General features: G+C 70.2%; 10 protein-coding genes. 8 read left to right on the top strand and 2 right to left on the bottom strand.

Features of this window, described 5'->3' with window-relative positions:
* The first annotated feature begins 55 nt into the window (after positions 1-55).
* Genes ABE505_RS00600 through ABE505_RS00585 form a run of 4 tightly spaced genes read left to right on the top strand, consistent with a single transcriptional unit; the run spans position 56 to position 4,557 of the window.
* On the top strand, positions 56-2,425 hold the full coding sequence (locus ABE505_RS00600; RefSeq protein WP_346444250.1) for a S9 family peptidase: 2,370 nt from the start codon (positions 56-58) through the stop codon (positions 2,423-2,425).
* A complete protein-coding gene (locus ABE505_RS00595) occupies positions 2,422-2,910 on the top strand; it encodes a PH domain-containing protein (protein WP_346444249.1) in 489 nt (162 codons plus the stop codon). The genes ABE505_RS00600 and ABE505_RS00595 overlap by 4 nt, the downstream gene beginning before the upstream one ends.
* A 44-nt stretch (positions 2,911-2,954) precedes the next feature.
* Entirely contained in the window at positions 2,955-3,869 is a 915-nt protein-coding gene (hemF, locus tag ABE505_RS00590) for an oxygen-dependent coproporphyrinogen oxidase (protein WP_346444248.1), read from the top strand.
* 4 nt (positions 3,870-3,873) lie between these two features.
* Positions 3,874-4,557, top strand: a complete 684-nt coding sequence (locus ABE505_RS00585; protein WP_346444247.1) for an RluA family pseudouridine synthase — start codon at positions 3,874-3,876, stop codon at positions 4,555-4,557.
* A 1,027-nt stretch (positions 4,558-5,584) separates the two neighbouring features.
* On the opposite strand, the gene polA is transcribed toward ABE505_RS00585, so the two are convergent.
* Positions 5,585-8,311, bottom strand: coding sequence for a DNA polymerase I (polA, locus tag ABE505_RS00580; protein ID WP_346444246.1), 2,727 nt, complete (start codon positions 8,309-8,311; stop codon positions 5,585-5,587).
* A gap of 223 nt (positions 8,312-8,534) precedes the next feature.
* Here polA and ABE505_RS00575 point away from each other — a divergent pair, with 223 nt between their 5' ends.
* The 4 genes from ABE505_RS00575 to ABE505_RS00560 all read left to right on the top strand — a co-directional run bounded on the left by ABE505_RS00575 (position 8,535) and on the right by ABE505_RS00560 (position 12,429).
* Positions 8,535-9,320, top strand: coding sequence for a DUF3667 domain-containing protein (locus tag ABE505_RS00575; RefSeq protein WP_346444245.1), 786 nt, complete (start codon positions 8,535-8,537; stop codon positions 9,318-9,320).
* Between the two features lie 32 nt (positions 9,321-9,352).
* A complete protein-coding gene (locus ABE505_RS00570) occupies positions 9,353-11,017 on the top strand; it encodes a TPM domain-containing protein (protein WP_346444244.1) in 1,665 nt (554 codons plus the stop codon).
* A gap of 70 nt (positions 11,018-11,087) precedes the next feature.
* Positions 11,088-11,381 (top strand): DUF2782 domain-containing protein, encoded by a 294-nt coding sequence (locus ABE505_RS00565; protein ID WP_346444243.1) that lies wholly within the window; start codon positions 11,088-11,090, stop codon positions 11,379-11,381.
* 7 nt (positions 11,382-11,388) lie between these two features.
* Positions 11,389-12,429, top strand: coding sequence for an oxidoreductase (locus ABE505_RS00560; RefSeq protein ID WP_346444242.1), 1,041 nt, complete (start codon positions 11,389-11,391; stop codon positions 12,427-12,429).
* A 121-nt stretch (positions 12,430-12,550) separates the two neighbouring features.
* Here the strand turns inward: ABE505_RS00560 and ABE505_RS00555 are convergent, their stop codons facing one another.
* Positions 12,551-14,620 (bottom strand): S46 family peptidase, encoded by a 2,070-nt coding sequence (locus ABE505_RS00555; protein WP_346444241.1) that lies wholly within the window; start codon positions 14,618-14,620, stop codon positions 12,551-12,553.
* Positions 14,621-14,634 lie beyond the last annotated feature (14 nt).

Below are 14,634 nucleotides of genomic sequence, written 5' to 3'. Positions count from 1 at the left end.
ATGAGGCGCGCGCCGGTACACTGCGGCCTCCTTTCCGCTCCACGGATCGCTGCCGATGCGTCGTCTGCCGCTGTACTGGGTGCTCGCCTGCGCCTTCGCCACCCCGCTCGCTGCCGCGCAACCCGCGCAGCCGCTGACCCTGGACCGGATCATGGCCGATCCGGACTGGATCGGCGCGCCGGTCGAATCGGCCTGGTGGAGCTGGGACGGCAGCCGCGCCTACTACACCGCCAAGCGCGAAGGCAGCAACGTGCGCGACACCTGGGTGCAGCCGCTTGCCGGCGGCGCCTCGGTGCCGGTGGACGATGCGACGCGTGCCGACATCGACGGGCGCGATCCGCTCCTCGATGCGACCCGCACGCGCATGGCCTTCGTCCGCAATGGCGATCTGTTCGTGCGCGACCTGCGCACCGGCCAGCTGAGCCAGATCACCCGCACCGAAGCGACCGAGACGCAGGCGCAGTGGACCACCGGCGGCGGCCTCGTGTGGCGGTCGGGCGACGACTGGTACGGCTGGGACCCGCAACGCGGCACCGCGCAGCTGACCAGCCTCAAGGCCGAGGCCGACCCGGCCAAGCCGCCGCCGGCAGACGCCTTGCGCGAGCGGCAGTTGCGCATGATCGAGACCCTGCGCACCGAGCGCGAGCGCCGCGACGGCCTGCGCGCACAGAACGAGCGCTGGCGCCAGGCCGATGCCACGCGCGCGCCCGGCCCGGTGTATCTGGGCAAGGACGTGAGCATCGCCGGCAGTGCGCTGTCCCCGACCGGCGATCGACTGATCGTGGTCACCGCGCCCAAGGACGGCGACGAAGGCCGCGACGGCAAGATGCCCAAGTACGTCACCGAATCGGGCTACGAGGAATTCGAGGACGTGCGCACCCGCGTGGGTCGCAATGACCCGCTGCCGCACCGGCTGTGGCTGGTGGAACTGGCCACAGGGCGCGTGCGCGAGCTCGAGACCGGCACGCTGCCGGGCATCGGCACCGATCCGCTCGCCGATCTGCGCCGGGCCGCCGGCAAGGACCCGCTGCAGGGCAACCGCCCGGTGCGCCTGGAGATCGATGGCCGCGGCGGCGGCGGCGGCGCGATCCGCTGGAGCGACGACGGCCGCAACGTCGCGCTGTCGATCCATTCGGTCGACAACAAGGACCGCTGGTTGGCGACCGTCGACCTGGAGAACGCGACGCTGCGCAGCCGCCACCGGCTGACCGACCCGGCGTGGATCAACTGGGATTTCAACGAATTTGGCTGGCTGCCCGACCACCGCACGCTGTGGTTCCTGTCCGAGGAATCGGGCTACTCGCATCTCTACCTGCACGACGGCAAGCGCCAGCGTGCGCTGACCTCCGGCCGCTGGGAGGTCTCCTCGCCGGTGATGTCGCATGACGGCAGCCGCTTCTTCTTCCTGTGCAACCAGCAGTGGCCGGGCCGTTACGAAGTCTGCATGTCCGGCGACGGCGGCGTGCGCGAGATCACCGCCACCGGCGGTATCGAGGACTTCGTGCTCTCGCCCGACGAGACCCGCCTGCTGCTGCGCACCTCGTCGAGCTACCTGCCGCCGCAACTGGCGGTCGCCGACGTCAACGACGGCGCGGTGCGGGTGCTCACCGACACCCGCACCGCCGAGTTCAAGGCCCATGACTGGCTGCAGCCGCAGTACGTGCAGGTCCCGTCCAAGCACGGCGCCGGCACGGTCTGGGGCAAGTTCTACGGTCCGAAGGACTACGACCCGGGCCGCAAGTATCCGGTGGTGCTGTTCGTGCACGGGGCCGGCTACCTGCAGAACGTCAGCGACCGCTACCCGAACTACTTCCGCGAGCAGATGTTCCACAACATGCTCGTGCAGCAGGGCTACCTGGTCCTCGACCTCGACTTTCGCGCTTCGGCCGGCTATGGCCGCGACTGGCGCACCGCGATCTACCGGCAGATGGGCCACCCGGAGCTGGAGGACTATCTCGACGGCATCGACTGGCTGGTCGAGCACCACCAGGCCGACCGCGATCGCGTGGGCATTTACGGCGGCAGCTACGGCGGCTTCATGACATTCATGGCGCTGATGCGCGAACCGGGCCGCTTCAAGGCCGGCGCGGCGCTGCGCCCGGTCGCCGACTGGTCGCAGTACAACCATGACTACACCGCCAACATCCTCAACACGCCCGAGATCGATCCGGAGGCGTACCTCAAGTCCTCGCCGATCGAGTACGCCGACCGCCTGCAGGACCATCTGCTGATCGCCCACGGCATGATCGACGACAACGTGTTCTACAAGGACTCGGTGATGATGGCCCAGCGCCTGATCGAGCTGCGCAAGGACAAGTGGGAGCTGGCGAGCTACCCGCTCGAGCGGCACGCCTACCAGCACCCGGCCTCGTGGTACGACCAGTACCGCCGCATCTACGAGCTGTTCGAACGCACGCTCAAGTGACATCCGCGCCGCTGCCGGCGGTCGAACTGCTGCGACCGGCGCCGTGGAAACGGCTGGCACTGCTGGCCGTGTCGCTGGCGCTGGTCGGGCTGGCGGTCGCGGTGGGCGGCCGCCAGCCCGCGGTCGCCTGGTCCCTGGGCGGGGTGTTCGGGGCCTGCGCGTTGCTGGCGCTGGCCGGCCTGCTGCCCGGCGCCCACCATCTGCGGCTCGACCGCGACGGGCTCGAAGTGCGTGCGCTGTTCAGGACCACGCGCCTGGCCTGGACCGACATCGCCCGATTCGGCACCACACGGGTCGGCCTGCACCCGGTCGTCGGGCTGGACTTCGCCGCGCACGTCGATCGCGGCGCGCGGCTGCGGCGGGTCAACCGCGGCCTGAGCGGCTTCCATGGCGCCCTGCCCGATACCTATGGCCTGGGCGCCGAGGCGCTCGCGGCCCGGCTGCAGCAGTGGCACCGGGCCTACTTGCCGGCCGGTGGGGATTGACCCGGATCAATGCCGACCGGGGCGACGCACCTACAATGTTCCGGATGAACGACACTTTCGAAACGGTCCGGGACTACCTCACCGGGCTGCAGGACCGCATCTGCGCCGCGATCGAGCAGGCCGACGGCCAGGCCCGGTTCGCCGAGGACCTGTGGCAACGCGCCGAAGGCGGTGGCGGCAGGACCCGCGTGCTGCGCGATGGCGCGGTGTTCGAGCAGGCGGGCATCGGCTTCTCGGACGTCAGCGGCACCCGGCTGCCGCCCTCGGCCAGCACCCACCGGCCGGAACTGGCCGGCGCGTCGTGGCGTGCCACCGGCGTGTCGCTGGTGTTCCACCCGCGTAATCCGCACCTGCCCACGACCCACGCCAACGTGCGCCACTTCCGCGCGATGCGCGACGGCGAAGTGGTGGCCTGGTGGTTCGGTGGCGGGTTCGACCTGACCCCGTTCTACCCGGTCGACGAGGACATCGCGCACTGGCACCGGACTGCGCGGGCGCTGTGCGAGCCGTTCGGCGGACAGGCGCGCTACGAGGCCCACAAGCGCTGGTGCGACCAGTACTTCTTTCTCGGGCACCGCGCCGAGACGCGTGGCGTGGGCGGGCTGTTCTTCGACGACCAGCACGGCGATTTCGAGCACGAGTTCGCCTATATGCGGGCCGTCGGCGACGGCTTTCTCGATGCGTATCTGCCGATCGTCGCGCGACGCCGCGACACCCCGTACGGCGAGCGCGAGCGGGAGTTCCAGCTCTATCGCCGCGGCCGCTACGTCGAGTTCAACCTGGTCTACGATCGCGGCACGCTGTTCGGGCTGCAGTCGGGCGGACGCGCCGAATCGATCCTGATGAGCCTGCCGCCGCGCGTGCGCTGGGAGTACGGCTACACGCCCGAGGCCGACAGCGCGGAGGCGCGGCTGGCCGACTACCTGCGCCCGCGCGACTGGCTTGCCGAACTGGCCTGATCCCGTGGCGGCTGCAGCCCTCGACATCGCCCATCCCGACGTGGTGCCCGATTGCCTGCGCCAGCTCTACGGCGACGACAGCGTCCTGGCCTTCGACAAGCCCGCCGGGCTGCTGTCGGTGCCCGGCCGTGGGCCGGACAAGCAGGACAGCATGGCCACCCGCGCCCGCGCGCAATGGCCCGACGCCCGGGTCGTGCACCGGCTGGACATGGCGACCTCCGGCCTGATGCTGCTGGCCCGCGGCGCAGACGCCCAGCGCGCGCTGGGCGCGGCGTTCGAGCGACGGCGGGTCGAAAAGCGCTACATCGCGGTCGTCGACGGCTGGCCGGCCGAGGAGGCCGGCGAGATCGACCTGCCGCTGCTGGTCGACTGGCCGGAGCGGCCCAGGCAGAAGATCGATCCGGTCGACGGCAAGCCTGCGCTGACGCGCTGGCGGGTGCTGCGCCGCGAAACCGCCGCCGACGGCGCACCGGTCGCCCGCGTGGCGCTGATGCCGGTGACCGGCCGCAGCCACCAGTTGCGCGTTCATCTGCAGGCGATCGGCCATCCGATCCTGGGCGATCCGCTGTACGCGCCCGAGCCTGCACAGCGCCGCGCCCCGCGTCTGCTGCTGCACGCCGAATCGCTCGAACTGCCCCACCCCGCCACCGGCGCACCGCTGCGCCTGCATTGCCCGACGCCGTTCTAGAAGAACAGGGGTGATCGAGGATTGCACCGGATTGAAAGACCGCTGCGTCCAGCGCATTGCGAACCGCTATCTCCGCGAGCGACGGACATGAACGGGGGTCTTCGCCAAAATCAGGAATATCTTCTTCTAATCGCGCGATCTGCAGTTCTCTCCGGAGCGCGCGTCGCGCAGGCCGGGGACTGCTCCCCGGCTCGGTCAGCCCGCTCCGCGGTCCGGCCCGGCGAAGCACGCCGGTCGTTCGTGCGGGCTGCGCGGCGTGCCGCGCAAGCAGCCCACTCTCACCCATGGCTGACTCGCCGCCGCGGACCATCCATGGCCCGCTATCGCAATCCCCGACCCGCACGACGCACTGAGGCTGACAGTGCTCGACTTCTTCCAGCGGGCGACACCGCGCCTACCGAAGTCCAGTTGCAATCGTCCGCAGCAGCGGCCTGCCAGCCGGTGGCCGCGCCGAGCGCGCCATGTGTGAGCCCGCTCTGCCTGCGCGGCATGCCGCGCGAGCGGGCGAACGCCCGGCGCGCTGCGCCGGGCCGGACCGATCCGCGCAGCGGAGCGCGCGCGCCCGAGTCAAGGCAGGGTGAGCATGGATGGCGTGCGCGGCATTGCCGCGCATCCAGGTGAACGCCACGCGTGCTTCGCGTGGCCGGACCGCGAAGCGGCCTTGACCGAGGGAAGAGCGGCTTCCGGCTGGCAGGCCGCTGCCCATCCGGAGTAAAGCGGTCGAACACGGCAGACGGACATAAAAAAGCCCCGTAGGCAGGGGGGGCCTACGGGGCTCGGGAACCGGGCTCGGGGAGAAGCCTGTTGGTTCCGGTCGATCACTCCAGGGGAAGGGAGAGATCTGCGACAGACCTTGCATCTGTCGCGAGTATGAGACCACCCGACGCATTGATGGTTCGTGAAGGCGACATTCAATTTTCGGGCAAATTCAGGCTGCATTTACCCCGCCCAATCGCGCAGTTCGCGGGGGTATCGCGGCGCGCGCGGGCAGACCCTCACCACAGCGCCCGCCCGACCTGCCGCGACGTCAGTGCGCCTGGTCCCAGTTGTCGCCGACCCCGCAATCCACCACCAGCGGCACCCGCAGTTCGGCGGCCCCGGTCATCCTCGGCACCACGCCGGCCAGCAAGGACTCGACGAAGTCCGCATCGGCCTCGAACACCAGTTCGTCGTGCACCTGCAAAATCATCTTGGCCTGCGCGGCATGGCCCGCCAGCCAGTCGTCGACGGCGACCATCGCGCGCTTGATGATGTCGGCCGCGGTGCCCTGCATCGGCGCGTTGATCGCGGCGCGCTCGGCGCCCGCGCGCTGCGAGGCGTTACCGCGCTGGATGAAGTCCAGCGTCAGGCGGCGCCCGAACACCGTCTCGACGAAGCCGGTCTCGCGCGCCTGCTGGCGGGTTCGCTCCATGAAGTCGCGCACGCCCGGATAGCGCGAGAAGTACAGCGCGATGTAGTCCTGGGCCTCGCCGCGGCCGACGCCGAGATTGCGCGCCAGGCCGAACGCGCTCATGCCGTACATCAGCCCGAAGTTGATCGCCTTGGCGGCGCGGCGCTCGTTCGCGGTGACCTGGTCGAGCGGCCGGCCGAAGACCTCGGCCGCGGTCGCGCGGTGCACGTCGACCCCGGTCTCGAACGCGCCGATCAGGCCCGGATCCTCGGACAGGTGCGCCATGATCCGCAGCTCGATCTGCGAGTAGTCGCACGCGACCAGCCGGCGACCCGCCGGTGCGACGAAAGCACGGCGGATGCGGCGGCCGTCGTCGGTCCGGATCGGAATGTTCTGCAGGTTGGGATCGGAGGACGACAACCGTCCGGTCGCCGCACCGGCCTGGTGGTAGCTGGTGTGCACACGGCCGGTGTCGGGATTGATCATCTCCGGCAACTTGTCGACATAGGTGCCGCGCAACTTGGCCAGGCTGCGGTACTCGAGGATCACCCGCGGCAGCTCGTGCTGATCGGCGATCGCCGCCAGGGCCTCTTCGTTGGCGCTGGGCTGGCCCTTGGGCGTCTTGACGACGGCCGGCAACCCCAGTTCCTCGAACAGCAGCGCGCAGACCTGTTTGGGCGAGTCGAGATTGAACGTGCGCCCGGCCAGTTCGGTCGCCTTCTGCTGCGCGGCGAGCATGCGCTTGGACAGGTCCGCGCTCTGCTGGCGCAGTTCGTCGACGTCGATGCACACGCCGTTGGCCTCGATCCGGGCCAGCACCGGCACCAGCGGCATCTCGATCTCGCGATACACCCGCGCCAGGCCCGGCTCGGCCTCGACCCGCGGCTTGAGCACCCGATGCAGACGCAGCGTGATGTCGGCATCCTCGGCGGCGTAGCGGGTCGCATCGTCGATGGCGACCTGCGAGAACGAGATCTGCTTGGCGCCCTTGCCGGCGACGTCCTCGAAGCGGATCGTATCCATGCCCAGATGCCGCTTGGCCAGCGAGTCCATGTCGTGCCGGGCAATGCCGGCATCGAGCACAAAGCTCTCGAGCAGGGTGTCGTCCGCGTAGCCGCGCAGCGCGACCCCGTGCCGGCGCAGCACATGCAGGTCGTATTTGCCGTGCTGGCCCAGCTTGCGCCGCGTCGGGTCCTCGAGCACGGGCCGCAATGCCTCGAGCACCTGGCTGCGATCGAGCTGGGCGGGCGCGCCCGGATAGTCGTGCCCGAGCGGAATGTAGGCCGCCCGACCCGGCTCGACCGCCACGCTCAAGCCCACCAGGTTGGAGCGCATCGCATCGAGCGCGTCGGTCTCGGTGTCGAACGCGAACTCCTCGGCAACGCGCAACTGGGCGATCCAGGCCTCGAGACGCTCGGTCGTGAGCACGGTCTCGTACTCGCCCGGCGCCGACAGTGCCGGGTCGACCTCGACTGGAGGCGCCGGCGCGGTCGTCGCGGCGGCTGCGGCCGGACCGCCGCCTTCGAGCTCGCGCAGCGCCTGGGTGAAGCCGTAGCGAGCATAGAGCCCACGCAGCGCATCGGCGGCGGGTTGGCGCAACACGAGGGTCTGGGGACCACCGTCGAGCGGCACGTCGGTGCGGATCGTCGCCAGCGTGCGACTGAGCGGCAACTGGTCCAGCACCTCGCGCAGGTTCTCGCCGATCTTGCCCTTGATGTTGCCCGCGGCCGCGATCACGCCGTCGAGCGACTCGTACTCGGCCAGCCATTTGGCCGCGGTCTTCGGCCCGCACTTGGGCACGCCGGGGATGTTGTCGATGCTGTCGCCCATCAGCGCGAGCATGTCGACGATCTGGTCGGGGCGGACGCCGAACTTGTCATGCACCGCCGCCTCGCTGTCCATGCGGCTGCCGCTCATGGTGTTGACCAGCGTGATGCCCGGGCGCACCAGCTGCGCGAAGTCCTTGTCGCCGGTCGAAATCGTGGTCGCGATGCCGGCCTCGGCGGCCTGCACGGCGAGTGTGCCGATCACATCGTCCGCTTCGACGCCGGGCACGCGCAGGATCGGGAAGCCCAGCGCCTCGACGATGTCGCACATCGGATCGACCTGCGCGCGCAGGTCATCGGGCATCGGTGGGCGGTTGGCCTTGTAGGCGGCATAGAGATCGTCGCGGAAGGTGCGCCCCGGCGCATCGACCACAAAGGCCGCGTAGTCGGGCGCCTCCTTGAGCGTGGCGCGCAGCATGTTGACCACGCCAAACAGCGCGCCGGTCGGCTCGCCATCGGCATTGGACAGCGGTGGGAGCGCGTGGAAGGCGCGGTACAGGTACGAGGACCCGTCGATCAGAATCAGCCGTTTCGTCATCCGCAGATTCTACGGCGTCGACCGTGGGCGCCGCGTTCGACCCCATCCGCCGGGCCGGGGCGTTCACCCTCCAGACCCCGCCGGGTGCACCGACATGACGGAATCCGAACGCTGTGTCGCGATAATCGCCCCCTGCCAAGGGGGTCTGGATGTCCATCGCCTGCCATGGCCGGCCTGCGGGGCGGCCGCTCGCCCAACGTGCGCCGCGGCCGGAGGCCGCGCGGTGAGCACGTCCGATCGGGAGGGACCGCCGACGGCGGACTGGCCCGCCCGCGACGCCTGCCGCAACTGCGGCGCGGCCCGCGGTGGCGCGCCGTATTGCGGCCAGTGCGGCCAGAAGGCCGCCCATCGCCTGGGCCTGGGCGACCTGCGCCAGGAGACCTGGCAGAAGTGGCGCCTGTTCGAGTGGTCGGTCGCACGCACCGCCGGGCGCCTGCTGCTGCGTCCGGGCACCGTCGCCCGCGAATACGTCGAGGGCGCACGCAGTCGCCACGTGCATCCACTCAAGCTGCTGCTGGTGAGCGTGGCACTGTTGCTGCTGGTGCTCGACACCACGGGCTTCCTGCGCGCGGGCGACCAGACCTACCTGGGCGCGATGGCGATGATGCAGCGCTACGCCAACTGGACGTTCACCCTGGGCATCTTCGCCGTCGTCGCCAGCTCGCTGCTGGTGTTCGGGCGTCGCCGCTACAACGCCGTCGAACATCTGGTGCTGGCAGCCTATGCGTACGCGGTGATCATCGGCCTGAATCTGGTCAACCAACTGCCGCTGCTGGTCATCCGCGACCCGGCGCTGGTGCTGCCCTGGCGCGAGGCCGCCAAGTGGTACATGTACGCGGTCAAGGTCGTCGTGCTGGCGCTCGCATTCCATCAGTTCTTCGAGCTCGATCTGCGCCGCGATGCCTGGCGCCTGGCCCTGGCGCCGGCGGTGTTCGTCGCCGTCGACTGGCTACTGCGCCGCGCCTACGTCCACGCCATCGTCGCGCTGCTGTACGCGCGCGCCGCCTGATCTTCCCCGACCGACTGCCAGAGGAAAGGCCCATGTCCCGACGCCCCCTGCACCGCCTGGTCCGCCCGTTGCCGGCCGCCTTGCCGCTGGCCTTGCTGCTCGCCGCCTGCGGCGAGCGCGCTGCGGCGCCCGCCGCACCCACCGCCGCGTCCGGCACAGCAGCGCCCAGCCGCGCCGAACTCGTCGAACAGCTCGCCTCGACGCTGCAGGCCTGCTCCTACGACGGCCGCCCCGAACGTCTGGACCCGACGACGCTGACCGGCACGCCGCCGGCCGATTGCCGCAGCATGGTCGAACGCGTCATGGGCTATACCGGCCTGCCGCAGAACTTCGTGGTCACCGAAGGCCCGGTCGCCAACGCCGCGGCGGTGATCCTGCTCGACGAACAGCGGGTCCCGCAGCGGGTGATCGCCTTCAACCGGGATTTTCTCGGCGAGGTCCGTGCGGCGACCAACGGCAACCCCTGGGCGCCGGTGAGCATCATGGCGCACGAGATCGGCCACCACCTGTCCGGGCACACGATCACCGGCACCGGCAGCCAGCCGCCGATCGAACTGGAGGCCGACAAGTTCAGCGGCTTCGTGCTGCAGCGCATGGGCGCCAGCCTCGCCGATGCCAAGAGCGCGATGCAGTCGCTCGGCGCCGATCACGTGACCGCGACCCATCCGGCCCGCAACGACCGGCTGGCGGCGATCCAGGATGGCTGGATGGAGGCCTGCACCCAGGCCGGGCAGACCGGCTGCCAGGCCGGTGCGGGGACCGGCACTGCGCCGCCGCAGGCGCCACCCCCGGCCCGCAGCGCCACCGTCCACCTGCCTGCGCCATCGGCGACAACAATCCCGCTCAAGTACGGCCGTTTCGTCGTCGACGAGACCGGGCGGCTCGACCCCGGGCTGCTCAAGGGCCTGGAGGCCACGCTTTACGACCTGGCACAGAAGCAGGGCATCGAGCTGGCGCTGCTGGTCGTCGACGACCTGCACGGCATGAGTGCGCAGGACTACGCCTGGACGATGCTGCGCCAGCTGCGCATCGGCAAGCTGGACCTGGGCAATGGCGGCGTGTTCGTCGTTGCGCCCAACCAGGGCACCTCGGCGGTCGCCTACGCGCCCGGCGTGGCCAAGCAACTCGAGTTCGGCAATCCGCCCAAGCAGTTCGACAGCTGGACGGCCGAGACCTGGCAGCGTTACTGCCTGGACGACGACGGCTGCGGCATCTCGACCCGGAGCCTGCTCAACATCGTCGAATCCCAGGTCCGGGTGCTCACCAGCAGCGGCCGGACCTTCCGGATCCGCTTCAATGACATCCAGGAGATCGTCGACTACACCGCCGAGCGTCAGGCCGAGCGCGCGGCCGGACGGCCGTGGGACGACGACCGCGACCAGATCATCGGCGCACTGGTGCGCTTCAGCGCAACGGTCAAGGAACTGCAGCCGGCACCGGCGCAGTTCAAGGTCAACGAGGCGATCCTCAAGGATGGCCGCTGGCGCGCCCTGGTAGTGGAAACCGAAGAAGGCAACGAGGTCACGCTGTACATGCAGCCGCAGACCGAGCAGCTGATGCCCGGTGGCCGGCTGGAGGCCGGACGGCGTTACACCTTCGTCGGCGAACTGACCACGCCCGGCCAATTCCACAGCGGCGCGGGCGTGCAGCAGGGCAATACGCAGCTGTGGCTCTTCAGCTACGACCCCTTGCAGTAGCCCGCTGGTGCGCGCACGGCGGTTGCACGCCGTGCGCGCATAATGGCGGTCCGCCCGCTGGAGATCCGCCATGTCCGCCTCTCGTACTGCTGTGCTCGCGATCGCGTTGCTGGGGTTGTCCGCCTGTGTCAGTCCGGGCGCATCGCTGCCCGACGGCATCCCGGCCGATGCCGAGCAGGTGACCCGGACCGAATCCAACGGCGACCGCATCACCGAGTTCCGCGTCGCCGGTCAGTTGCGCGCGGTGCAGGTGGTGCCCTCGCGCGGCCCGGCGTACTTCCTCTACGACCGCGACGGTGACGGCAGCATCGACAGCGACCGCGACGACGTCCCGCAGACCTACTTCAAGCTGTTCGGCTGGTAAGCCTGCGATGGGCGATGCGCTGCAGGTCGCGCTGGTCGGGTACGGCCTTGCCGGCCAGGTGTTCCACGCGCCGCTGATCGCCGCCACATCCGGCCTGCGGTTGCACACCGTGGTCTCGCGCGACCCGGCGCGCGTGCACGCCGACCATCCCGATGCGCGCGTGTGCACCGATCCGCACGAGGCATTCGCCGACCCGGCGATCGACCTGGTCGTGCTGGCCTCGCCCAACGTCACGCATGCCCCCTTGGCGATCGCCGCGCTCGCCGCCGGCCGTCACGTCGTGATCGACAAACCGATGGCGGTCGATCTGGCCGAGGCGCGGACCGTCGCCGAGGCGGCACGCGCGTCCGGTCGTGTGCTCAGCGTGTTCCACAACCGACGCTGGGATGCCGACTTCCTCGCGCTGCGCGCACTCGTCGCGGCGGGCACGCTCGGTCGCATCGCCGAGGTCCATTCGCATTTCGACCGCTTCCGGCCCGACGTGCCCGACCGCTGGCGCGACCGTGCCGGGCCAGGCGCGGGGCTTTGGCTCGATCTGGGGCCCCATCTGATCGACCAGGCCCTGCAGCTGTTCGGCCTGCCCGACGCGGTGCAGGCCGATATCGCGCTGCAGCGCACCGATGCGCAGGTCGACGACTGGTTCCATGTCGTGCTGCGCTACGGTCAGATGCGCGTCGTGCTGCACGCCGGCGCGCTGGTGCCGGGCGCCGGCCTGCGCTTCGCGGTGCACGGCACCGGCGGCAGTTGGTTCAAGCACGGGCTGGACCCGCAGGAAGCCGCGTTACGTGCCGGCCAGCGTCCGGGCGGGCCGGACTGGGGCATCGACCCCACGCCCGGCCGCCTGCTGCGCGTCGGCGAAGACGGCGCCGTCCACGAAGCGCCCTCGCCCACGCCGGCCGGCGACTATCGCCATTACTACGCCGGCCTGCGTGCGGCGATCGCAGACGGCGCCCCCCCGCCGGTTGCACCGGACGAGGCGCTCGATGTCATGCGGGTGCTGCAGGCCGGCATCGACAGCGCCGCGCGCGGGCAGGTCGTGGCGCTGTAGCGACGGCGCGCTGGCTGCGGCGCGAGGCCGCGAGTCGTCGTGCACGGGGTGATCGTATCTACGGCTGAACATGCGCACGGCGCCCCGGTCTGCGAGGCGTCGTGCGTGCAGCAGCGGCCGGTTACTTGTGCAGCAGTTCGTCCACCAGCGGATCGGCGCCGTACACCGACTTCAGCGCCTCGACGATCGCGCCGCTGTGGACCGACACCGTGCGGTTGCGCGTCGGGTCGTACCAGAAGCTGCCGCCGAGCGAGTGGATATTGCCGTCGAACGCCAGGCCGACGACCTGCGCATCGCGGTTGATGACCGGGCTGCCGGAGTTGCCGCCGATGATGTCGTTGGTGCTGACGAAGTTGAAGCGCGTGTCGCCGGCGATCCGGGCCTGCGCGTCCAGCCAGCGCTGCGGCAACGCATACGGCGCCGCCCCGGTGTTGCGGGCGAACACACCGGCCATCGTCGTGAACGGCGTGATCGCCTTGCCGTTCTCTTCCCAACCGGCGATATCGCCGTACGACAGCCGCAGCGTGAACGTCGCATCCGGATAGACAGTGGTGCCGAGCTTGTCGAAGCGCACCTTGGCGATCTGCGTGGCCGCACGCGACTCGATCGCACCCACCTCCGCTTCCTGGCGCTGGCGCACCGCGCGCGCCGGCGCATCGACTGCGCGTGCGAGCCGGATGAAGGGGTCGTCGGACGCCGCGATCGCCGCGGCGCCGCCCGTCCACAATCGCTCACGCTCGGCGACATCGTCCAGCGTCGAGCCTTCGACCAGGGCTTGGGCCACCTGCGCCGGCGAGCGGTTCCCGAGTACCGACTTGACCAGCGGGTCGTCGGTGCCGAGCAGTTCGCGCAGCTTGGTCAGCGACCAGGTGAGTTTGGCGGTCTCGAACGCCGGGTAGACAGGCGCCGCGCTCAGCAGCGTCTGGCGCAGGCGTCCCTGGCCGGCGTCCTGGAACTCCGGCAGCCGTGCGTCGTTGGGCTTGGCGCGCTCGTCGGCGCCACGCACCAGCGTGCGTGCGATCGAGAACAGCCGCGAATCGAAGCCCCGTCCCTGTTCGAGCAGCATGTAGGGCACGGCGATCTGGCGCGCGGTGGCCTGCGCGGCCTCGACCTCGCGCCAGGGCGCATCATCGACGCCTTCGCGCAGGCGCACTTCCTCAGCGCGCTTGGCGGCGAACACCTGCGGGTCGAGCAGCGCCTGCAACTGCCCCCGGTAAACCTTGTAGCTGTTGTCGGTGAAGGTCAGATCCGACTGCGCCTGGCGCGCGGCTTCTTCGTCGAGCCGGCCATACTCGCCGAGCATCGCGCGGCGCTCGGCCAACCACAGCAGGGTGTTGATCAGGCTGACATCGCGCACCGTCTCCAACTGGGCCACGGTGAGCTGGCGCTGGGTGCGGCCCGGATGGCCGGTGACCATCACCAGTTCGCCGGCCTGCGCGCCTTCGGGCTTGAGCGTGAAGTGATGCTCGACCGTCGCCGGCTTGCCATCCTCGTAAGCGCGCAGCAGCGCAGCGTCGAGGTTGTAGCGCGGGAAATTGAAGTTGTCCGGGTCGCCGCCGAAGAACCCGACCGCGTACTCGGGCGAGAACACCAACCGCACGTCCGAATAGCGGTGGTAGCGGTAGAGGTGCTGCTGGCCGCCGTTGTAGAGCTCCACGACATCGCAGCGCGTGGTGTCGGCCGCATCGCCGACGCATTCCGATTCGATCCGTGCCTTCTCGGCGTTGCGCGCGTCGACATAGGCCTGGCCCTGCTTGCCCTCGGCGGCCGTGGCCACGCGCGCGCTGACGTCGGTGATCGCGCGCAGCACGTTGAGCTCCTCGGCCGGGCATTGCAGCTCGTCGCCGCGGGCGTTGGCGACGAAGCCCGCGTTCTGCAGATCGCGCTGCGGCGACGACAGGCCCTGCACACAGCCGACCACGCAATGGGCGTTGGTCAGTACCAGGCCGTCGGGCGAGACGAACGAACCCGAACAACCGCCGGCCAGGCGTACGGACGATTGCATCGCGTGGTCGACCCAGGCCTGGTCGGGCGAGAAACCGTACTGCGCCTTGAGCGCATCGCGCGGCAGATTGTCGAGCGTCCACATGCCTTCTGCGGCCTGGCCGGCCAACGGCAAGGCCAGTGCAACGAGAACGGCGGCACGCGTCCGCGACAGCAGCCGCGGCGACGATGGGGTCTGGGGCGCCATGGGCGACTCTCCGG

This window comes from Luteimonas sp. TWI382 (assembly GCF_039674545.1).
GTDB lineage: Bacteria > Pseudomonadota > Gammaproteobacteria > Xanthomonadales > Xanthomonadaceae > Luteimonas.
Note: the sequence above shows the minus strand (reverse complement) of the source record. Positions and strands in the feature narration are given on the sequence as shown.